The sequence below is a fragment of the Stenotrophomonas sp. KH_052 genome (assembly GCF_057838755.1).
In genome coordinates this window covers 2,623,176-2,642,701 of record NZ_CM174475.1, presented here as the reverse complement: position 1 = coordinate 2,642,701, position 19,526 = coordinate 2,623,176, and the positions used below count along the sequence as shown (strand labels likewise).

19 protein-coding genes are annotated in these 19,526 nt (G+C 64.1%); 14 read left to right on the top strand and 5 right to left on the bottom strand.

Features of this window, described 5'->3' with window-relative positions; translation table 11 throughout:
* Positions 1-49 precede the first annotated feature (49 nt).
* The 14 genes from AC3ITW_RS12205 to AC3ITW_RS12140 all read left to right on the top strand — a co-directional run bounded on the left by AC3ITW_RS12205 (position 50) and on the right by AC3ITW_RS12140 (position 13,893).
* Positions 50-715, top strand: a complete 666-nt coding sequence (locus AC3ITW_RS12205; RefSeq protein WP_100468653.1) for a LuxR C-terminal-related transcriptional regulator — start codon at positions 50-52, stop codon at positions 713-715.
* Between the two features lie 169 nt (positions 716-884).
* Positions 885-1,031: a hypothetical protein gene (locus tag AC3ITW_RS12200; RefSeq protein ID WP_157806622.1), complete on the top strand. Its 147-nt coding sequence runs from the start codon at positions 885-887 to the stop codon at positions 1,029-1,031.
* 193 nt (positions 1,032-1,224) lie between these two features.
* Positions 1,225-2,115 (top strand): hypothetical protein, encoded by an 891-nt coding sequence (locus tag AC3ITW_RS12195; protein ID WP_489389548.1) that lies wholly within the window; start codon positions 1,225-1,227, stop codon positions 2,113-2,115.
* Positions 2,116-2,192: 77 nt separating this feature from the next.
* On the top strand, positions 2,193-2,876 hold the full coding sequence (locus AC3ITW_RS12190) for an outer membrane protein (RefSeq protein ID WP_448123041.1): 684 nt from the start codon (positions 2,193-2,195) through the stop codon (positions 2,874-2,876).
* A 164-nt stretch (positions 2,877-3,040) separates the two neighbouring features.
* Positions 3,041-3,607 (top strand): hypothetical protein, encoded by a 567-nt coding sequence (locus tag AC3ITW_RS12185; RefSeq protein ID WP_489389547.1) that lies wholly within the window; start codon positions 3,041-3,043, stop codon positions 3,605-3,607.
* Positions 3,608-3,658: 51 nt separating this feature from the next.
* Positions 3,659-4,342, top strand: a complete 684-nt coding sequence (locus AC3ITW_RS12180) for a fimbrial biogenesis chaperone (protein ID WP_489389546.1) — start codon at positions 3,659-3,661, stop codon at positions 4,340-4,342.
* Positions 4,343-4,490: 148 nt separating this feature from the next.
* Entirely contained in the window at positions 4,491-7,067 is a 2,577-nt protein-coding gene (locus AC3ITW_RS12175; protein ID WP_489389545.1) for a fimbria/pilus outer membrane usher protein, read from the top strand.
* A gap of 16 nt (positions 7,068-7,083) precedes the next feature.
* Positions 7,084-8,112, top strand: coding sequence for a fimbrial protein (locus AC3ITW_RS12170; protein ID WP_489389544.1), 1,029 nt, complete (start codon positions 7,084-7,086; stop codon positions 8,110-8,112).
* A gap of 254 nt (positions 8,113-8,366) precedes the next feature.
* A complete protein-coding gene (locus AC3ITW_RS12165; RefSeq protein ID WP_489389543.1) occupies positions 8,367-9,026 on the top strand; it encodes a fimbrial biogenesis chaperone in 660 nt (219 codons plus the stop codon).
* A 236-nt stretch (positions 9,027-9,262) separates the two neighbouring features.
* Positions 9,263-9,808 (top strand): outer membrane beta-barrel protein, encoded by a 546-nt coding sequence (locus AC3ITW_RS12160; protein ID WP_489389542.1) that lies wholly within the window; start codon positions 9,263-9,265, stop codon positions 9,806-9,808.
* A gap of 479 nt (positions 9,809-10,287) precedes the next feature.
* A complete protein-coding gene (locus AC3ITW_RS12155; RefSeq protein ID WP_100468629.1) occupies positions 10,288-10,653 on the top strand; it encodes a hypothetical protein in 366 nt (121 codons plus the stop codon).
* Positions 10,654-11,251: 598 nt separating this feature from the next.
* Entirely contained in the window at positions 11,252-11,926 is a 675-nt protein-coding gene (locus AC3ITW_RS12150) for a fimbrial protein (RefSeq protein WP_489389541.1), read from the top strand.
* A 31-nt stretch (positions 11,927-11,957) separates the two neighbouring features.
* On the top strand, positions 11,958-12,671 hold the full coding sequence (locus tag AC3ITW_RS12145; protein WP_489389540.1) for a fimbrial biogenesis chaperone: 714 nt from the start codon (positions 11,958-11,960) through the stop codon (positions 12,669-12,671).
* A gap of 133 nt (positions 12,672-12,804) precedes the next feature.
* Positions 12,805-13,893 (top strand): DNA glycosylase AlkZ-like family protein, encoded by a 1,089-nt coding sequence (locus AC3ITW_RS12140; protein ID WP_489389539.1) that lies wholly within the window; start codon positions 12,805-12,807, stop codon positions 13,891-13,893.
* Between the two features lie 171 nt (positions 13,894-14,064).
* Here AC3ITW_RS12140 and AC3ITW_RS12135 read toward each other — a convergent pair whose 3' ends face one another.
* The 5 genes from AC3ITW_RS12135 to AC3ITW_RS12115 form a co-directional block, all read right to left on the bottom strand.
* Positions 14,065-14,343: a DUF3325 domain-containing protein gene (locus AC3ITW_RS12135; RefSeq protein ID WP_100468623.1), complete on the bottom strand. Its 279-nt coding sequence runs from the start codon at positions 14,341-14,343 to the stop codon at positions 14,065-14,067.
* Entirely contained in the window at positions 14,340-15,950 is a 1,611-nt protein-coding gene (locus tag AC3ITW_RS12130) for a PepSY-associated TM helix domain-containing protein (protein WP_153675741.1), read from the bottom strand. The genes AC3ITW_RS12135 and AC3ITW_RS12130 overlap by 4 nt, the downstream gene beginning before the upstream one ends.
* Entirely contained in the window at positions 15,947-16,246 is a 300-nt protein-coding gene (locus tag AC3ITW_RS12125; RefSeq protein WP_153675739.1) for a DUF3649 domain-containing protein, read from the bottom strand. Before AC3ITW_RS12125 ends, AC3ITW_RS12130 begins: the two co-directional genes overlap by 4 nt.
* A gap of 52 nt (positions 16,247-16,298) precedes the next feature.
* Positions 16,299-18,476 carry a TonB-dependent receptor gene (locus tag AC3ITW_RS12120; RefSeq protein WP_489389538.1) on the bottom strand — a complete coding sequence of 726 codons (2,178 nt, stop codon included), beginning with the start codon at positions 18,474-18,476 and terminating at the stop codon, positions 16,299-16,301.
* Positions 18,477-18,672: 196 nt separating this feature from the next.
* Positions 18,673-19,509 carry a siderophore-interacting protein gene (locus tag AC3ITW_RS12115; RefSeq protein ID WP_489389537.1) on the bottom strand — a complete coding sequence of 279 codons (837 nt, stop codon included), beginning with the start codon at positions 19,507-19,509 and terminating at the stop codon, positions 18,673-18,675.
* Positions 19,510-19,526 lie beyond the last annotated feature (17 nt).

Here is a 19,526-nt window from a genome sequence, read left to right as displayed (position 1 = left end):
CTGCAGCCGGTGCCGGTACCGCTATGAAGAACAACAAGGAGATCATGCCATGAAAATCCGTATCGTCATTGCCGATGACCATCCCGTCATCCTGGCCGGCGTGCGTGAGTCGCTCGCGTCCGAGCCAAGCATCGACATCATCGATACCGCCGGCGATTCTACGGCATTGGTCGAGGCGCTCAGCAAGCACTCGGTGGACGTGGCCGTGACCGACTTCTCGATGCCGGGGGGCGATTACGGTGATGGGGTGGCCATGCTCGGCTTCCTGCGCCGCCGCTTCCCGAAGCTGCCGCTGGTGGTGCTGACCAGCATCTCCGGTGCGCAGGTGCTGGCCGGCATCGGCCGCACCGGCGTGAACTGCATCGTTGGCAAGATCGACCCCATTGCCGAGTTGACCCGCGCCATCCAGGCCGCCCATCGCCACGATGGCTACCTGTCCGGCAGCATCGTGCAGCAGCTGGAGAAAACCCAGGACGTGGCGCTGACCAAGCGCGAGATCGAAGTGCTGCGGATGATCGCGCAGGGCATGAGCCAGAAGGAGATTGCCGAACAGCTCAAGCGCAGCCGGCAGACCGTCAGCACGCAGAAGCACTCGGCCATGCGCAAGCTGGGGCTGGAGCGCACCAGTGAAATCTTCGACTACGCGCTGGCGCAGGGCCTGGTGTCGGCGTCACAGGTGGCGCGTGGCGTTCCTGACGGGGGTCATGGTGGATGACACGGCCGCAATCCGACATCGTCCGATGGAAACACCGGCTGAGGAAACTAGGGTGGAGGTACCGTTTGCTTCCTCGCATGGAGCCGCCGTGCCCCCTTTACTCGATGTCCGCATTGCCTCGTTGATGTGCAGCTTCAGCCAGCTGTCGCCCCACGGGCAGAAGCGGTTCATGGCGCTGCTCAACGAGTACCTGTATGCATCGCCCACGCAACGACGACGGTTGCGGCTGGACTGGGAAGGCACGGTTGCCCAACCGTGCGCGTGTGGAGAAGATCACGAAAGCGCGTGGTTGCAGTTGCCCGTGAAAAAGGCCTGAGGGATTGGTCTGGAAACGCGCCAGCGAGCAGGTGAAATCCGCGTGAAAATTAGGACGAGTCAGACAGCTTGAAGGAATGGGTTCGGCCATCGTGGCCGGGCCGGGATGCAGTTGCACAGGCAGTGCAGCGCATGCCGGTCATCCCTTTCTGAGAGAGAGCTGTCTTATGAAGAATTCGCGTCGCAATTCCCTGTTGGCCGCGTTGCTGGTGTGCCTGGCCCCGGCGGCTGCTTCGGCCACGGAAATCCGCCTCACCCCGAGCTCCAACGGTGACAGCGGTGCAATGCCGTCGGGTTACAGCAAGCTGTATTTTGATCTGATTGATGGCGACTGGGCCGGCGAACTGAAGCTCCCGGAGCACCCGCGCCAGGGTGATGTGGTCGAGTTGAGCTCGCGCGCGGCCTGGACCTCCACGCTGGATACAAGCAAGACCACCCACGCTGATCTGCTTGATCTGACGATCAATGCGGGGACCAACGTCCAACTGCGCTGGTCCAGCAACTATCAGCGTTGGCACATGCTCGGCGGAGAAACTGCACGCTTTCTGACCCTCCACCAAGAGGGTGAAGCGACGGTTCCGATGTCGGAGCATGTTCTGACGGACGTGTTCCCGTCCATGTCGAAGACCATCACTCGCGTCAATCTTCCGGAATGGGCGCCCAAGCTTGCGCAACTGACCTTCGTCAACACCAATACGAACGACGTTGAGATCCGCAGTGGCGGCAAGCGCACGACGTGCCCGTCCACGCGGACCTGCGCCTACATCTTCAATGACATGGACAGTGCATGGCACGCACGCGCTGCCTACGCGCGTATCCAGCCCTCGCAGGTTGACCTGCCGGAACCGACCGCGCGCGTGATGGACGTGGTGGTTGGCAGTGCGGCGGAGGATCTCACCACGCCGTCGATGTTGCGTCTGCCTGCCACCGCCGTAGAGGGCGATGTCTACACCCTCAGCAATCCGTCGGGCGATCACTTCACCCGACTGCAGCCGGATCACAGCAACCTGAGCACTGCCATCAGCCTGCCGGCGAACGGCATCACGTTCCGCTACGACGCCGCAGCGCGCACCTGGCGCCAGTAAGTCGCGCCCCCACACGTGGCACGGGTGAATTCTCCCGTGCCACGTGTGGCTTCTGCATTAACACCAAGGAAAATCCCATGAAGCACCTTGCTACCGCTCTGTTGTCGGCGGGTATCTGCTGCCTGCCGCAGCTGTCCCACGCCGAAACCACCGCCGGCCACTACGCCACCGCCCGCATCATCGCGGCCGACCACCGCGCCAATAACATGGACGCCAGCGCCCGCCCGGGCATCGGCCGTTTCGTGGCCGGCGACGAGCGCCAGCGTTTTGTCACCGGCGCCGTCGGCTTCGGCTATGCGCACGGCAACGGCTGGCGTACCGAAGGCGAATACACTCTGCGCCGCAGCGACACCTACACCAGCGGCTCCAGCATCTTCGCCACCAGCTTCAACAATCACGATGTCAGCTCGCAGCGGTTGATGCTCAATGTCTACCGCGACCTGACCCTGGCACAGGGCTGGACCCTGTACGGCAGCGCCGGCGCTGGCCTCGCTCGCATCACCTCGGGTGGCTGGCAGGGCAACGAAAGCCGCCGTTACGACAGCGCCACCCGCACGGGCCTGGCGTGGTCGCTGGGCGCAGGTGTTTCGTATGCCGCCAGCCAGCAGCTGACGCTGGATCTGGGCTACCGCTACGTCGATATGGGCAGCACTGAAAGCGGCTGGAACGCCTTCGGCAATGCCCGCAGCCTGCAGGACGAAAAGATGCGCCTGGACCTGGCCTCCAGCGAGATCCACGTGGGTGCCCGCTGGGCGTTCTGAACGAACAGCCGCGACTCGGCAGGCGGGTTCAAAACTCGTCGTTGTCCTATGCCTGCCGAATCGCGGTGTACGTAGCATTTCCTCTCGAAGGGAATGCCCTTCGCTCAAGCCCAGCAACGCGCGGCTTGAACGCAAACAACCACTCCTGATAGGACTTTAGAAACATGAACAAGCTTGCAATTGCATTGTCCGCCGCGCTCTCGCTGGGTGCAGCCGCTTCGGCGTCGGCCGCAACCGGCACCATCAACTTCGTGGGCCAGATTGCTGCCGATACCTGCGCTGTGGACATCGGCGGTGGTGGCAACAGCACCACCATCACGCTTACTCCGATCACCGCCGACGCCCTGAAGGCCGACGCAGCGGCCGGCAGCCAGCGCTTCCACGTCGTGCTCAAGGCAGGTGTCGGCTCGGACGCGCCGAAGTGCGACGGCGACACCACCAACTTGATTGTCCGCAAGTCCGGCATCAATGCCAACGGTCACATCATCAATACCCATACCGACGGCTCGGGTGATGCTAGTGATCCGGCATCGAACGTTGTGGTCCAGTTGCACCGCAAGATTGGCCTTGCGGAAAGTGCGGTGAACCTGCAGACCGACCGACTGGAGGCCTCGAAGGTGAGCGACGAATTCGATTACGAATTTGTTGCCCGCTACCTGGTTCAGGGTGGTGGTGATGCTACCGGCGGCAAGTATACCGGTCAGCTGGTGTTCGACGTCATCAACCAGTGATCCCGCAGCCGGAGCGCAAAAGCGCTCCGGCTCCGGCAGGAGGAAATAGACATGATGCGCTCCATCCGCTCCGCACTGTTCTGCAGCTTGACCGTTTCGGTACTGATGACAGCGGCACCTGCCCATGCACGCCTGGTGCTGGAAGGCAATCGTGTGATCTATCCGCAGGGCAGCAAGGACATCTCGGTTCGCGTCAAGAACCATGGCGATGCGGCGTCTCTGGCTCAGGTCTGGGTCGATGAATTTGACGTTGATGCAGGCCCTGATGCTTCAAAGGCTCCGTTTGTTGCAATGCCGCCGTTGATGCGTATCGACGGCAACAAGAAGCAGCTCATCCGTATCCGCTACACCGGTGGAACCCTACCGCAGGATCGTGAAAGCGTGTTCTGGTTGAATGTCTTCGATACCCCGGCGGTCAGCTCGGAAGCCTCTGCGCAGATTCAGCTTGCCGTCCGCAATCGCTTCAAGCTGTTCTATCGCCCGGAGTCTCTAAAGGGCCAGGCCTCCACCGGGGTCATCAGCCAACTGCAATGGTCACTTGCAAAGCAGGAAGGGCGCTGGGTGCTGAGCGCTCGCAACGACAGCCCGTTCCATGCGAACGCCGTGAAGGCAACGCTGCTTGTGGAAGGACGCAGCATCGAAGTCCCGGGCGTGAACCTCATCGCGCCACTCAGCACTCGCCGTTTGAGGTGCCAGGGTTCAGCGGTCCCGTTGGCAAAGCCGAGGTCCGTTTGAAGTTCGTCACCGAGTATGGCTCGCCAAGCGAGCACACCAAGCCGGTGGAAAGCCCCTAAAGCCGCAAGCAGTATCCCAATTCGCCGCGTCGCCAACCTGTGCCTCGAGCATGGTCGGCAGCGCTTTGCTCATCGACTGGAAGATCGCCATGAATCGTCTGCGCTCGCACAACACCTCGAACCGGCGGCTCCTGGCAACGGCAGTCGTAGCCGCCCTGCTACCCTCCGCAGCACTGGCAGCGCCGAACGTCGAGTTCAATGCTGACTTTCTGTTTGGCTCCGCAGGTTCCCAGATCGATCTCAGCCGCTTCGAACAAGGCAGCCTTCTGCCGGGTGCCTACAACGTAGACGTTCTTATCAATGGTGCCATCGTTGGGCGGCGCGATATTGTTGCTCGCGCAGATGAACAGGGGGAGGTCGGGCTCTGCCTAGATCCGGGCCTGTTCGAACTGATGGGGCTTAACGTGGATCGCCTTGAGGTTGCACGTGCGTCTGGCGACACTGCCAATGAAGGCATTCAACCGCTACCCACCGGTGAGACTTGCGCACCGCTGTCCAGCTATGTACCTGGCGCGAGCAGTGATTTCGATGTGGGCGAGATGTCGCTCTCCATCAGCATTCCGCAGGCGTACCTGGCGCGCAATCCGCGCGGCTGGGTTGACCCGTCGCAGTGGGAGGCGGGGATCGCGGCCGCAACGCTCAACTACAGTGTCAGCCATAGCCGTCAACGCAACCAGGATCGCGAGTACAACCGTACCAGCGCGACCCTGGAGGCCGGCATCAACCTGGGTGAATGGCGCGTGCGCCACAGTGGCTACCTTCAGCATACTGATGTGGATGGAACCCGCTACACGGTGGGCACCACCCAGTTGCGTCGGAATCTTCCGTCATTGGGTGCACAGTTGACGCTGGGGGATGGCTCCACGGCGGGCGACATGCTGGCGCCTGTGAATTACCGCGGCGTGAACCTGCAAACCGACCCTCGCATGTTGCCGGACTCGCAGCGCGAGTATGCGCCGGTCGTTCGGGGTGTAGCTCAGACAAACGCGCGCGTCACCATTCGCCAGCGCGAGCAGGTGGTCCATGAATCTATGGTCGCGCCTGGCCCGTTCGTCATCGACGATTTCCATGCGATTGGCTCGAGCGGCGATATCGAAGTCGAGATCACTGAGGCCGATGGCCGCGTGGAACGCTTCATGATTCCCTACACGGCCATGCCAGAACTGCTGCGCCCCGGCCAGAGCCGCTACAGCGTTACGGCGGGCGAGTTGCTGGATGACACCTGGTCGGAGAAGCCCCGCTTTGCGGAGGCGACGCTGCGGCGCGGTCTCGGCAATCAACTCACAGGCTATGCAGGCCTCACGATTGCCGAGGGCTACACCTCGGCGGTGGTGGGTGCAGCGTGGAACACACGTATTGGTGCCATTTCCGGCGACGTGACTCTGAGCGACGCACGGCTGCCAGGCAATGGGGATTCGGCTGCCGAGCGCCTGCGAGGACAGTCCTATCGGGTGGCGTTCAACAAAGCGTTGTTCTCCAACAATACGAACATCACCATGGCGGCTTACCGCTACTCGACCAGCGACTTCCTGACGCTGAGCGATGCCATGCGCCTGGGCTCCCAGTTGAAGGCGGACCATGGCGGTAGGGGGCTTGTCAGGCAGCGCAGCCGCGTGGACCTGACGGTCAACCAGCGGCTGGGTGATCACGGTGGCTCTTTGTATTTCAATGGCGGCAGTACCGATTTCTGGGGCGACAGCCGGCGCCAGACCAGCTTCTCGTTGGGCTACAGCAACCGTTTGGGTCCGGGCAGCCTGACCCTTACGGCGCGCCGCACCCTCGAGTCGTCGCTGTTCGATGATGGCCCGAGCAAGGCCAGCAATAGCATCTACGTGGGCTACAGCATGCCGCTGGGCAAGGCGCCAGCAGCGCCGCGGCTGGATGCCAGTGCGAGTCGCGAGAGCGGAGGTTCGAGCGGCCAAAGGCTGGGCGTCTCCGGCGCAATGGGCGAGAGCCATCTGGGTGGTTACAACGGATACGTAAGCCGTGACAACAAGAGCAACAGCTTCGGTGGGGGTGCCTACTATCAGTTCCCGTCGGTTCAAGTGACCGGATCCTACAACCAGGCGCGCGCCTCGCGTCAGCTGTCGCTCGGTGCAACTGGTGGATTGATGTTGCACCGCAATGGGCTGACGCTGTCGCAGCGACTGGGTGAGACTCCGGGCCTGGTACACATCCCAGGAGCCAAGGGTGTTGCCGTTGGTCATATGAACGGTGTCAAGACCGATCGGCGCGGTTATGCCGTGATGCCGTACATGAGTCCTTTCCGGAGGAACGAAATCAACGTCGATCCCACCGGGTTGCCGATGGACATCGAACTGAGTGCTGCCTCGATAACGGCCATCCCCAATGCAGGGGCCATCGTAAAGATGGTGTTGCCGACCGAACAGGGCCGCAATGCGTTGATTGAGGCGCTGCTTCCCGATGGTTCGCCATTGCCGTTCGGCAACGATGTAACCACTGCGGATGGGTCCGTTGTTGGCGTTGTTGGACAGGGCAGTCGCCTGTGGGTGCGTGGCATTGAGGAGCAGGGTGAATTGCTGGTGCGGCATGGTGATCGCGGCGAGCAGCAATGCCGCATTGCCTACAACCTGGCCAGCACTGAAGCAGGCGAACTAATCGAAACGCAGTGTCAGGCTTTTGCGTCTGTCGCGGCGGCGCATTGAACGAGAGGAAAAGACGATGATCGGAAGCAACTGGATTCAGCGCGCGCCGCTGACACTGGCTCTGGCCATGGTGGGGTTAGGAGCGGCCGGCGAGGCCGCAGCAGTCTGCTCCCTCTATCCAAAAGAATTCCAGGCAATCACGGCAGTCAGAATTGTGGGTAACGCCGCAGACGTTGGCGAAGCACTGACACCGTGGATTGTGTCGGAAACACACGGCGTAGCGGCGTGTGGCCCTGGTAGCTGGAGCGAGCACTTCCTATACGAAGGTACGTCTCCTGAGATTGGCACCTACACAGAGGGCGGGACAACATATGGCGTTTACTCGACGCCGATGGCGGGCATCGGTGTCGTGGTTCGCTTTCATCCGCATACTGCTGGTGACCCCTCCGGCTGGCCGGCAGGGCTCCGGACCGGCCGCACCCATTGGGTTAATGGTCGGACCGGATACGGCGACGATGTGTATTTGGACCAGCGATTGAGCATCAGATTCATAAAGCTCGCTGCCACGGTGCCCGGCGATAAGACCTTTCCCGCGTGGCGGCTCCTGAAGATGCAACTGGTGACCACCAGCAGTGGCCGAGTAGTCCAGACCGAGGAGCATACATTGGGCTCATTCTCGGTAGTTGTGGAGCATCGCCCGCTTTGTCATGTGCAGTCGAAGACCGTCAACATGGGCATTGCGTTCTTTGCCGACTTCGAAAAAGTAGGTGACGGCACCCCTCCCGTAAACTATTCAGTGGATATGGAGTGCGAGGTCGATGCCGGGCGCGTGAACTACTATCTGGAGCCCGTATCGCCCGTGGTGGACAAAGAGAAAGGCATAATCAGCACAACCGGCGGCGCGGTTGGTTTCGGGCTTCAATTGCTGAGTGAGTCCGGAAGTGTGGTCGAGATTGGGAAGGCCTATCCGTTCGGTAACAGTGCTGCCGATGGGCGGCGCACCGCGGCATTCAAGGCACGCTATATTCGTACCGAAAGCGATGGATCGCTGCTGGAAACGGGCCGTGCGGATGCACAGGTTCGCTATCGGGTCGACTACCCGTAGCAGGGGCTCGCGATCAGAGCGCGCAGGGTATCCACCGGGCCACCACGAACTCGGTGGGCCCCGGCCCTTGGCGGGTTGTGGGAGTGGGATGGAGCTAGCGCCGCTCTCCTTGAATCTGGAGGCTTCTAGTGCACACAATTGCGGAATTGAACGTTGCCCGTTTGCATATTTGGGGATGCTGGCGTCGGTTGGTAGGCACATGCATCCTGCTGCTGGGCGGGGCATTCACGTCGGTATGTTGGGCCCAGGTGAGCATGCCCGGAACGCGTGTGGTGTATCCGGGAAAGCAGGCGGAGGTGGTGGTTCCGCTCAAGAACGTTTCGGCAAGTCCTGTGCTGGTTCAGACCTGGGTTTCCGACGATGATGCCGACCAGCTTCCAGAGCAGTCCGGTGCTCCCTTCGTTCTGGCGCCGCCTGTCCTCCGCCTGCAGCCGGCCAAGGACGCGAATCTCCGCATCAGGCAGATCTCAGCCAGGGCGCCAACGGATGCCAAGGAGCATCTTTACTGGCTCAACGTCCTGGCCATCCCTCCGAGTGCCGAGTCGTCGGAGAACAAGCTGGAACTCGCCGTCCGCAGTCGCTATAAACTGCTTTTCCGCCCGCCAACCTTACCACCGCCGCCTGCAGATCGGATGCAGGGGGTGACACTGTCCGTGCGCAGGGGCCACGGGAATGGCTTCCTCGTTGTTAGTAACAGTACCGCTTACTATTTGAATCTTGGAAGGGTTTCGATCGTTGCTGGCGGCAAACAGTATGAGCTGAATAATCCTTTTGCTCCGCCCTTTGGTGAGGCAGCCATTGCACTTCCGGATGGGGTAGGTGTGGGCGTAATGGAGGTTCGCTTCAGCTGGTTGGATGACAATGGCGCGCTGCACCCCGTGACGAGGCAGGTCGATACAGGCTCTCCCCTTTGACAGGGAGCAATTGCCGAACTGCTGGAGTGTGGGATGTGAGTCTGTCCTGTTTCCCAATTGCTTTCGGAGGCTTCAACATTAATCGCAGTGATATCCGGACACCGTAGTGAGATTGATTGGTACTTGTTCTATGCCCCTGCCGGTGAAGTACGCCGATTCTGGCATCTCCACCTACACAGGTATCGCATTATATGATCAAAAAGCACCTTCCTCCCGTTCTCATCTCACTGGCGGCGATGACCAACGCGTCTTTCACTACGCAGGCTGCTGACCGAGAGGGCCTGTACGCCTTCGGTGGCATCGGTGCCACCGTCCCGAATGGAGACCTGTCGTACGAGGGCAAATCCTTCGAGCGCAGTGACATCGTGAGCAGCCTTCAAGCCGGTGCCGGCTACCGCTGGAATCGGCACCTGGCCATGGAGGTGGAAGGGCATTCAACGCTGGGTAAAGCGGACCTGCAGGGTCTCGGCAAGGTAGGCAGCTACGGTGCGCGTGCCGGTGTTGTGGGCATCCTGCCGCTGGGCGACCGCTTCGAGCTGGTCGGCAAGGTATCGCTGGGCAACGAACGCAGCCACTGGACCGAGGGCAGCCTCAAGCCCTACCGCGTGACCCTGAACCAGTGGAACCTGGGCTTGGGCATGGGCGCGCGCTACTGGTTCAACGATGCCACCGCGCTGCGGCTGGATCTGGAGGGCCTGAGCCATGGCAGCTACCGGGCGGGGCCCAGTCGCGGTGAGCTGGATATCGGTTCGGTCACGCTGGGTTTGCAGCATCGGTTCTAAGCGTTGCGCTGCCGGCGGCTTGTCGCCATCGGCAGGGCGGATGACTCGAATGGCGCTTGCGGTCGAGCAATGAGCCCTGCATGTGCGGGGGGAATAGATGCCTGCATTCAACGACGCAACATATTGAAAGTACGGGCTGATTGTCGATATGCGACAATTCCGCTCCTGCGTGACATCACTCTCTGCACGCGCCGATTGCTTGTCGGCCGTCGCCTTCCTGTGCGCATGATGCGTTGCCACCGGAAAAGGGTGGCCGGGTGTGGAAACCCGTCGAGAGTAGTGGTGAATACGCTTGCCAGCCGGCGTCGCTTTCTGCGGCGCCGGCTGGCAATCCGTTCGCGTTCCATGGCGGACGGTACGTGCAGGCTCGTGCAAGCGCGCCTACCCGAGTACGACCACACTCTCGCGGGTTTCCACACACGTACCGTCCGCCACCTTTGTTAAGGGGCGGTGCCGTATGCCTTGCACGGAGACCTGCCATGAACGCAACGGATATTCCCCAGCTGCGCGCCCAGTACGCCCCGGCCAATGCCGATGACGTCGATAGCGCAACGCCTGACCCCAATAGCTTGATGGCCCTGCTGCACCAGATTGGTTTGGGTGCGGCGGCCGACGGCCAGCCCTGGCCCGAGCGCCATCAACTGCCGGGGCGATGCTTGGCGCTGGCCGATGCCGATGGGGCATTGGCCGGCCTGCGCATCGTGCAGGAGATTCTGCTGGCGGCGGAACGCGCCCGCCAGAATGGCGGCCCGGAACACTACGTGGGCGACCGCGTGATGGAAGGACTGAAGCTGGCCGCCTTGGCGTTGACCAGCCATGCCATCTTCCGGCTGCAGCCGGAATAGCTCCTCTCCGGTACAAGCCGAGCATGGCGATGCCGGTGGTCCTGGCCGGCACCCTTCGGGCCGTCGCGCGCGACGCGGCAACGGCGTCTGCCGTTGCCGTTGGCTCTACAGGTGATGAAGCCAGTGGATGCATGCCTCGCGCCTTGCGGGCGCGTGATGGTCGGCGAGGGCGGATTAGGCTATAAGCACCGTATTCAACCAGCCGTCGTGCACTATGACACCCATGACGCCTCAGGCAGGGCTCACTCCAACTTGCAGGTCGCGCTCCCGCACCGTCGCGTGTGGCAGGTGGTGGCTGCTGTCCGCCCTGTTGTGCGCGCCCATGCTGGCCCAGGCTGCGTGCTGGCAAGGAGGCGGGGGCACCACCTTGCCACCCCCAGCGCAGGTCACGTTCAGCGCCCGCGGCGTGGAGGTGGGTGGGGCGTTGACGCCCTGGCTTGCGGTCAACAACGGAGCGCCTACGGGTGACTTCCAATGTAATCGCAGCGAATGGATCAAACACTGGGCGACGAGTGCCGGCGCTTTCCTGCCTGGTCTACGCTATGCGGAAAGTGGGTCCCAGTTCGTGGTGTACCCCACGGGTGTGGAAGGGGTGGGGATGGCGTTCCTGGTCGAGCACTCCCGGGACAGGCGCGGCACACCATTTGCGCTCGGCGATCGTGACGTCGACCTCTACCAGTCTGACAGTGGCACCGACACCTTCGGTACGCGCATCATGATGAAGTACATCCGTACGGGTGATATCAAAGGTGGCACCGTTGGTACGTCAGGCGGGATGATTGTTCAATCGCGAATTCTTGACTATAACGACAGGCTGCTTGTGTCGGTGAACCTCCAGATTGCGGCCAACGTACTTCAGATCCAGGACCGGCCCAGCTGCAGGATGCGGACGCAGGAGGTGCGGATGCCCACGCTTTCAATGGCCGCGTTCAAGGGCGTTGGCACCCATGCCGGGCAGCGCAGCTATGAGCTGCTGTTGGACTGCGAGGGCGGCGTGGGCCAGGTGGATTATCAGGTGGTACCGACAACCCCTGTACTCAACAGTGCGCAGGGGCTGGCGGAAGCTACTGGTGGCGTGAAGGGTGTGGCCTATCAATTTCTCAATGAAGATGGCTCACCGATGCGCTTCTATGGTTCGGATGTATTTGGATACGGGTCGTCCAACGCGGAAGTACTGCGCAAGACCTTCGGTGTGCGCTACCAGCAGACAGAACCCACTATTACACCGGGCGTGGCCAATGCAGGCCTTGTCTTCAGCTTGACCTTCCCATGATCGCCTTCCACGGCCCGGAGCCCGCGCAGTCATGAAGCCCTCGTTCCCGCATCTCCTGTTGGTAGCGCTGCTGGCGTTCTGTGCGCCGGCCCATGCGGAAGTCTCCGTGCTGGGAACCCGGGTGGTTTACCCGGCCGAGCAGCGTGAGGTGGGCGTGCCGCTCAAGAACGAAGGCGCGCGCGCTTCGCTCCTGCAGGCCTGGATTGCCGATGGCGATCTCGAGCAGAAGCCGGAAGCGTCCAAGGCGCCTTTCATCCTGGACAAGCCGCTGTTTCGGCTGGAGCCCGGGCAGTCGCACATCCTGCGCGTGCGCAGTCTTCCCGCGCAGGCGCCTCAGGGCGACCGCGAGCATCTGTACTGGTTGAACGTGGTGGATGTGCCGCCGCGCGAAGCGGCAACCGACGAGAATGCGGTGCAGGTGGCCATTCGTTTTCGGATGAAGGTGTTCTACCGACCCAAAGGCCTGGGCGCGCCGGTGAACCCCGTCGCCCAGGTGAGCATCCGCCAGGCCCCAGACGGCTTGGTGCTGCACAACGCGGCACGACATTATTTCAATGTGGCCGAAATGACGCTGGTGTCGGCCCGTGGCGAACGTTCACTTGATCAGTTTTATCTGGCGCCGGGCGAAACGCGCACACTGGCGTTCCCGGAAGGCTTCGCGGGTCCGCTGAGCAGCATCCGCTACAGCTGGGTGGATGATGAGGGGGCGCTGCATCCGGAGTCGCCGGTAATGCCGATGCTGTAGAGCCGAGCCATGCTCGGCTGCTTGGCCCCTGGGGCAGCCGAGCATGGCTCGGCTCTACAAAAGGGGCGCCCAGAGCCAGACACGGCCCGCCTCTACTGGACGGACCACGCAACGACGGGAATACAATGCGGCCATGCCTGCCACGCCCACCCTTGACGATCTGCGCCGCCACGCGGTGGCGCGCACGCTGTTCAAACCCACCACGCTGCTGACCGCGATCCGGCGCCTGGGCTTCGTGCAGGCCGACCCGATCCGCGCACCGGCACGCGCGCAGGACCTGACCCTGCGCCACCGGGTGAAGGACTACCGCGCCGGTGATCTGGAGCGGCGTTATGCGCGCCTGCCGGTGGAAGAGGATTGCCTGGTGAACTACGGCTTCCTGCCGCGCGAACATCTGGCGCTGATGCATCCGCGCGTGTCCAAGCGCGAATGGGACGCTGAGACCCAGCGCCGCGCGGCGGACGTGTTGGCCTTCGTGCGCGAGCGCGGCAGCGTGCACCCGCGCGAGGTTGATCAGGCGTTCGCGCATGGGCGGGTGACCAACTACTGGGGCGGCACCAGCAATGCCAGCACGCACCTGCTGGATGGCATGCATTACCGTGGCCTGCTGCGCGTGCAGCGGCGCGACAGCGGCACCCGCATCTACGCCGTGGCCGACCACGTAGAAGCGGATGCCAGCGAGCAGGCGCAGATTGAACGCGCCGCCGCCCTGATCGACCTGGTGGTGCGCAAGTACGCGCCGCTGCCATCGGCCAGCCTGACCTACCTGGTGCGCCTGCTGGGCTATGGCGCACCACATCTGGCCGAACAGACCCGGCAGGCGTTGATGCTGGCCAAGCAACAGCTGGCCAGCTGCACGCTGGACGGCACCACCTGGTACTGGCCGGCCGATGAGAACCCGCGTTCGCGCCGCCACGCACCGGATGAGCAGGTGCGCCTGCTGGCCCCATTCGACCCGGTGGTGTGGGACCGCCGCCGCTTCGAGTTGCTATGGGGTTGGGTCTACAAGTTCGAGGCGTATACGCCTGCGCCGAAACGCCAATACGGTTACTACGCGCTGCCGATGCTGTGGCACGACCAGGTGGTGGGCTGGGCCAATCTCAGCGTACGCGAGGGCGAATTGGTTTCCAGCGTGGGCTATGCCGGCAAGTCGCTGGCCCGCGACAAGGTGTTTCGCGGCGCGTTGGAAGACGAATTGCAGCGCATGGCAGCATTCCTGTAGCCCCGAGCGGCGCATTGGCGCCTGTCGGTCCAGGTAGTCGCCAACCTTGGTTGGCGCCGCTTTCTCCGGCGCCCACCAAGGTGGGCATCTACCAAAGCAACACCGCTCAGGCCCGGTAGTCGCCAACCTTGGTTGGCGCAGGCTTCCACCGGTGCCCACCAAGGTGGGCATCTACCGATCTCGCCGCCCATGCGCCACCATCGCCACCACCACAACACCTGCGGCCACGCTGGTGTGCCCGGACAACGCGGCCAGACCAAACCCCACCCCCAGCCCGCGCATGGCGAACACGGCACTGAATACCAGCAGCGCCCAGCCGACCGCGCGCAGCTTCTCGGTCGCCTGTGTGCTCAACACACGCCGCAACACGTCCCGCTGATGGCGCTCCATCGCCAGCGCCAGACAACCGAACGCGGCCAGTGACAGCAAGAACAGAATGACGTGGATCATGCGCTGGCCTCGGAAACCGCATTGCGTGACGCTGCAGACGGCCGTGTGCGCTTCACCTTTGGTGCATGCCGCCAAGTGCGCCAGGCCAGCAGCGTGTGCAGGGCGGCCAATCCCAGCAGGGTCAGGTCGGTCCCGGCAAACGCCCAATCGCCTGCGGCCAGCGTGCGCCACAACGGATGTGCCGTAGTCATCGCCGTCAGCACCGGCAGCAGTGCAAGCAGCAACGCCGCCAGCAGGAACTGTTCGATCCACGCTCGCTTGGGTGTCCGCAGCGTGGCGTGCACGAACATGGCTGCCCAAGCCAGGAAGAACACATGCACCTCCCACGCCGCGCGACCGTCCATGGCAACGGGCAGCAGGCGGTTCGCCCACAGGTAGGCGGTCATCGCCACCGACAGGCCGGCGACGGTGGCGATGTTGAGACGCTCGACCAGGCGGAAGCCGAAGTAGGGGCGCTGCGGATCGGGCAGCTGCGCACGGCGCTTCACCGTCCACAGCACCAGCCCAGTGCCGACCATGGCGGTGCCGGCCAGGCTGACAATGAAGTACAGCCAGCGCAGGGCGGCATCGGCGAAGCGGCCCAGGTGCAGGCCGTACAGCACGCCCTGGGTATCGGCGGCGACGCCCGAGTGCTCCTTGACCTGCAGCAACTGCCCGCCACTGCCATCGAACAGCAGATAGTTCGGCGTGGTCGAAACACGGCTGGACTGCGCACGTACCACGGCCACGCGCGCGTTCTGGTCGCCGGGGTTCTGCACCTGCACGCTGCCCACCGATCCGGTTCCCCAGCGCTGCTCGGCCTGTTGCACCAGCGCGCCGACGTCGATGAGCGGGGCAGGCTGGCCTGCGGCCTTCTGCGGTGGCAGGAACAGGCGCATCTCGCTGACCACCTCGGCCTGCTGGCGCTTGTCCGGCAGCTTGGCCAGGCCCCACGGCATGTACAGCACCGCCAGCATCACCAGCCCGCTCCAGGTGATCATGAAGTGGAACGGCAGGCCGAGCACCGAGAGCGCCGCGTGACCATCCAGCCACGAGCGCTGGCCCTTGCCCCAACGGAAGGTGAAGAAGTCGGCGAAGATCTTCTTGTGGGTGATCACGCCGCTGACGATCGCCACCAGCATGAACATCGCGCACAGGCCGACGATCCAGCGGCCCCACATCGCAGGCATGTAATGCAGGTTGAAATGGAAGGCATAGAAGAAGTCGCCGCCGCCGGTGTCACGTGCCTGCAGCGGCGCGCCGGTGCTGGCATCGAACAGGCCCGAGTCGAAACCATGCCGACCACGCCCACCCGGGCTGGCCCACATCGCCGACACCCACGGCATGCGCGTGCTCGGCAGGCTGAGGTTGATCTGGCTGGCCGCAGGCGTGTCGGCCATGATCGTGGCGACGGTGCGCTGCGTGACGATAGCGGCATCCGGCAATGTAGACGGCGTGGCAATTTCCGGGCGGGTATAGCGCGAGAGCTCGTCGCGGAAGTAGCTGGCGGTGCCGGTGAGGAACATCGCGTACAGGATCCAGCCGGCCAGCAGCCCGACCCAGATATGCAGGTCGGACATGGTCTGGCGGATGCCGCGTGGCTTCGGGCTGCGCTCGACCTTGCTCATGCACCGCCTCCGTTGCCGACCATCTGTGCAACCAGCCACAGCGGAAGCGCGGCGACGATCAGGCCCAGCCACGCACGCCACGCCGATCGCACCGCGAACACCCAGACCACGGCGCCGGCATACAACAGGAAGCTGGCCAGCATGCCGGTGAACACGGCCTGGCGGCCATCGATGGGCAGCGCCAGTGCGGCGATGCTGCACAGCGCGGCCAGCACATAGCCGCCGAACAACGCGGCGAGGATGCGTGAGACCAGCGGCAGCCAGGCCAGCACGGTGGTGGTACGGGAAACGCTCACATCAGTTCTCCGGGGCGCCACGCGCGATGGCGTGGCGCCCGTGCATCAGGCATCAGAAATCGACGGTGGCCGACAGCAGGGCGGTGCGCGGCGTGCCCAGCCCGGAGCCAAGGCTGCCGGCCCAGTACGCCTTGTTGGTGAGGTTCTGCACGGTGGCGCGCAGCACCAGCGGGTGACCGGCGGCCTGCAGTGCATAGCGGGCACCGAGATCGAACACGGTGCGGCCAGCCACCCACTGGCTGTTGTCAGCATTGATGTAGCCCTTGGAAAGGCTGACCGCGTTGCCGGTGAGAGTGAGTCCGGTCAAGGTCGGGACGTCCCATTCGACGCCCAGCTTGCCCTGCCATTGCGGTGTGGCCGTCGCCAGCCGGCCCTCGTTGATGCCGCCCTGGGTACGGGTCAGCTTCGGCTGCAGCCAGCCGATGCCACCCAGCACGCGCAGCTGTTCGGTGGCCTGGCCGAACACGGTCCATTCCACGCCACGGTTGCGCTGCTGGCCGCCGAACGAGAACACGTTGGTTGCCGGGTCGGTGTAGGAACCGGGCTTCTCGATCTCGTACACGCTCAGCGCACTGGCCAGGCGACCGAAGTCGAACTTGGCGCCGACCTCGCGCTGGCGGGTCTTGTACGGTGGGAACACTTCGCCGGCGTTGGCTGCGCTGACCGGGGCGGTGCTGCCCTGGCTGAGCCCTTCGATGTAGTTGGCGTACAGCGACAGGCGATCACTGGCCTTGAACAGCAGCGCGCCGGCCGGGGTGTTGGCGCTGGTGTCGTAGCGCGACGTGCGCTTGCCGGTGCTGCCGTCGATGGTGTCGCTGAGCACGGTCTGGCGGCGGATGCCCACGGTCAGCTGCACGCGGTCATCGATGAAGGACAGCGTGTCGGCGATACCGAAACTGGTGGTGCGGACTTCGCCGGTCTTCGGCAGCGACGCATTGCTGAAGCTGCGGTCGATGGCCGGGCCCCACTGCGGGTTGTAGATATTGGTCACCCAGTCGCGGGCGAGCAGGTTGCGTTGGAAGCCGAACTTGTAATCGTGGTGGTACCAGGCGGCGCTGATGGCCAGTGCATGATCGACCGGGCCGGTGCGGAAGCGTGCCGACAGCCCGGCTTCGGCGGTGTCCTTGCTGTAGATGAAACGCTGGTGGGCGAAGTTGTTGCGGAAGTCGCCGGCGGTGTTGGTGATCAGCGTGGTGCCGCTGGCGACGGAATCGGAATCGGTATGGCCGTGGCCGTAGCTGGCGTGTGCCTGCAGGTGGTCATTGATGTCGAACGACCAACGTAGCGCGGCGGCCGAGTCCTTGACGGTGCTGAAGGTCCAGTCCGGTGCGAACAGCGTGCTGGCCTTGGGCGGGCGTGGCACGGCCAAGCCAGGTGCCAGCGAGACGCCACGGTTGAGGCCATCCACGTGGTCGCGGCTGCTGAACAGGTCCAGCGACACCTGCGAGCGCTCGCCGCGCCAGTCCAGGCCCAGCGATGCCAGCTGCGCCTTGTGCTGCTGGTGGTCGGTGGCGGTGTCGCCATCGCGATGCACGGCATTGAGGCGCACGCCGAACTGCTTGTCCGCGCCGAAGCGGCGGCCGATATCCAGATGACCGCCCCACTGCGCGTCGCTGCCGTAGCTGGCGGTGAAGCGGGTCAACGGCGTGTCGCCGGCACGCTTCGGTACAAGGTTGACGCTGCCGCCGACCGAGCCGCCCGGCGGCATGCCGTTGAGCAGCGCGGACGGACCCTTCAGCACCTCGATGTTCTCGGCCAGTTCCGGGGTGACCCGGTAGTAGGGAATCAGCCCGTACAGGCCGCCGAAGCCGATGTCCGAGGAGGCCACGCCGAAGCCTCGGATGTTGAAGTAGTCGGTGATGCCGCCACTGGAACCGCTGTTGTAGACGCTGGGGTCGGTCAGTGCGATGACCCGCACCAGATCCGGTGCCTGGATGTTGTCGATGAATTCGGCGGTGTAGCGGGTGGTGTTGAACGGGGTGTCCATGAAATCGAGGTCGCCGAGCAGGCCGACACGGCTGCCACGCGTCACCTGGCCACCGGCATAGGCATCGGTGGGTGCGGTCTTGTCGGCGCGCACGTTAACCGTGGGCAGCTGGCGGGCGCCGTCGGGCGCGTCGTCGGCGTGGGCGGCAGTGGCGATCAGCAGCGCAGGCAGCAATGCCGCGCGCGCGGCCAGGGACAGCGCGGTACGGCGCGGGAGGGGCAGGGTTCGGGCGGGGAGGGACATGGCGGTTCTCGTCGTGGTGGGTCGTGCGATCGGCCAGCACGGCGCCGTCGATGACCTGCACGGGCAGGACGACGCGGGCTGTGGAGTGGCTGGCAGAGGGCACGGCGCTGCCGCTGGGGCAGTGCTGCACGCGAGGTGCGTGGGCGATCTGTGGCTGGGTGGAACGAAGCGCGGGGCGCGGATACTGCGGGGTGGATCAGATATCGTCGGCGAGGTCGTCGAGGTCCTGCAGGCCACCGCCGCGTGCCAGCACGCGCTCGTAGTTGCGGCGGCGACGCTGGTCGGTCTCGGTGGTGGTCTCGCCACGTTTCCAGTAGCCGGCCACGGCAACGTCGCTGCGTGCCAGGCCGACCGTTTCGATGAAGTGGCGGCGCAGGGCACGCATTTCCTCGCGCTCGCCGGCCGCCCAGACCGTGCTGCCGGGCTCCGGCCGCAGTTGGTGCGCCTGCTGCAGCAACGGCGCGTCACCGGTGGCGAGGCGGTGCACACAAACGCCTTCAAGGGCGGGCAGTTCGTCTACCGGGAAAGCATCATCCGAGGCGATCCAGGCCTGCGCATGCAGTCCGGTGGGCCACGGCTGCAGCAGGGCAAACAGGGCCGGGATGGCGCTCTGATCGGCGAACAGCAGGGCGCAGGTGCCTTCGCGCTGCGGCACCTGCAGATGCGGGCGCGGCCCGGTCAGATCGAAGGCATCACCGGGGCGTAGCGCACACGCCCAGGCCAGAATCGGCCCCGGCGCCTCGTGCAGCACTACGTCCAGGGTGAACTGGCGGGTGTTGGGATCGAGGCTGCGCACGGTGTAGATCCGTGACACATCGCCGAACGTGGCGCCGAGCTGGATGCGCACGGCGGTGTTGGCACGCTGCCAGGGCGCGAGTTCTGCATGTTCCGGCAGCTGGACCACGAGGCGCAGCAGGCTGGCGCACGGCTGTGCAACCGCGACCACCTGGACCTGCAGCGCCTGCAGGCCGCGATCATGGTCGGCGCCGCGCAGCGGCCCGGCCGGGGTGATTGAAGTGGGGGACGCGGACATCGACAACGATCCTGGAC

Coding starts and splice junctions, on each gene's coding strand:
- AC3ITW_RS12115 (WP_489389537.1), bottom strand. CDS start 19,509: ATGTCCGCGTCCCCCACTTCAATCACCCCGGCCGGGCCGCTGCGCGGC.
- AC3ITW_RS12145 (WP_489389540.1), top strand. CDS start 11,958: ATGAAGCCCTCGTTCCCGCATCTCCTGTTGGTAGCGCTGCTGGCGTTC.
- AC3ITW_RS12200 (WP_157806622.1), top strand. CDS start 885: ATGGCGCTGCTCAACGAGTACCTGTATGCATCGCCCACGCAACGACGA.
- AC3ITW_RS12170 (WP_489389544.1), top strand. CDS start 7,084: ATGATCGGAAGCAACTGGATTCAGCGCGCGCCGCTGACACTGGCTCTG.
- AC3ITW_RS12160 (WP_489389542.1), top strand. CDS start 9,263: ATGACCAACGCGTCTTTCACTACGCAGGCTGCTGACCGAGAGGGCCTG.
- AC3ITW_RS12155 (WP_100468629.1), top strand. CDS start 10,288: ATGAACGCAACGGATATTCCCCAGCTGCGCGCCCAGTACGCCCCGGCC.
- AC3ITW_RS12180 (WP_489389546.1), top strand. CDS start 3,659: ATGATGCGCTCCATCCGCTCCGCACTGTTCTGCAGCTTGACCGTTTCG.
- AC3ITW_RS12130 (WP_153675741.1), bottom strand. CDS start 15,950: ATGAGCAAGGTCGAGCGCAGCCCGAAGCCACGCGGCATCCGCCAGACC.
- AC3ITW_RS12185 (WP_489389547.1), top strand. CDS start 3,041: ATGAACAAGCTTGCAATTGCATTGTCCGCCGCGCTCTCGCTGGGTGCA.
- AC3ITW_RS12135 (WP_100468623.1), bottom strand. CDS start 14,343: ATGATCCACGTCATTCTGTTCTTGCTGTCACTGGCCGCGTTCGGTTGT.
- AC3ITW_RS12190 (WP_448123041.1), top strand. CDS start 2,193: ATGAAGCACCTTGCTACCGCTCTGTTGTCGGCGGGTATCTGCTGCCTG.
- AC3ITW_RS12165 (WP_489389543.1), top strand. CDS start 8,367: ATGCCCGGAACGCGTGTGGTGTATCCGGGAAAGCAGGCGGAGGTGGTG.
- AC3ITW_RS12140 (WP_489389539.1), top strand. CDS start 12,805: ATGCCTGCCACGCCCACCCTTGACGATCTGCGCCGCCACGCGGTGGCG.
- AC3ITW_RS12120 (WP_489389538.1), bottom strand. CDS start 18,476: ATGTCCCTCCCCGCCCGAACCCTGCCCCTCCCGCGCCGTACCGCGCTG.
- AC3ITW_RS12175 (WP_489389545.1), top strand. CDS start 4,491: ATGAATCGTCTGCGCTCGCACAACACCTCGAACCGGCGGCTCCTGGCA.
- AC3ITW_RS12150 (WP_489389541.1), top strand. CDS start 11,252: ATGGCGTTCCTGGTCGAGCACTCCCGGGACAGGCGCGGCACACCATTT.
- AC3ITW_RS12205 (WP_100468653.1), top strand. CDS start 50: ATGAAAATCCGTATCGTCATTGCCGATGACCATCCCGTCATCCTGGCC.